At 39.7% G+C, this 764-nt stretch carries 1 protein-coding gene; it reads left to right on the forward strand.

Going from position 1 to position 764, the window contains the following annotated elements; translation table 11 throughout:
* Nucleotides 1-73: 73 nt before the first annotated feature.
* On the forward strand, nt 74-764 hold a 691-nt coding region (locus tag B5F76_RS14350), incomplete at its 3' end, for an IS1634 family transposase (protein WP_204218453.1).

Consider the following 764-nt stretch of genomic DNA (forward strand, 5'->3'; position numbering starts at 1 on the left):
GCTTATTACAGAAAATATCGGAAACTTTGAAGCTCAGCGACATTATCATATCTCTGGAACGGAAATTTATGGCATGACTGTTAAGCGCAAGCTGTATGATGAAGATACGCGGAATCGTTATTTTCATCTCTGCTACAGTGCACTAAAGATGGCATCAGAGCGCTCGAAGATTGAAATCATGTTGGAACGGATGGCTGCCAATCTCAAGAAAATCGAAGGGAAGGAATGTATTGTTGGAACACCGTATACGGACTACTTCAATTGTCATTATAAAGATGAAGGATCTAAAAAGATTTTTCTGTTTGCACAGGAGAATCAGGATGCAATAACAACAGCACTTAAGCTATGTGGATATTTTTGCCTAATTAGCTCGGAAAAAATGACTGCTGAAGAGGCCTATTTGCTCTACCGTGGTCGTGATGTATCTGAAAAACTTTTCTGCACAGACAAATCATTCCTTGGTTCAAAGAGCATGCGGGCACATTCAAATGAAGTTGTATCTGCAAAGATTTTTATTGAGTTTCTAGCATTGATCGTGCGGAACCGCTTTTACAACCTTCTTAAGGACGAAATACGACGCCTAAACGTACGACGTAACTACATGACAGTACCTGCCTCTATCAGGGAACTTGAGAAGATAGAGATGACTAGAAGAAATGGTTCCTTATACAAATTAGACTTTGCTTTGACAAAGACCCAAAAAGCAATCGCACAGGCTTTTGGTCTGAGCCAAGATGACATTCTATGCAAAGTAAATGAGATTT

Origin of the sequence: Desulfovibrio sp. An276 (genome assembly GCF_002159665.1) — a bacterium.
GTDB classification, from domain to species: Bacteria; Desulfobacterota; Desulfovibrionia; order Desulfovibrionales; family Desulfovibrionaceae; genus Desulfovibrio; species Desulfovibrio faecigallinarum.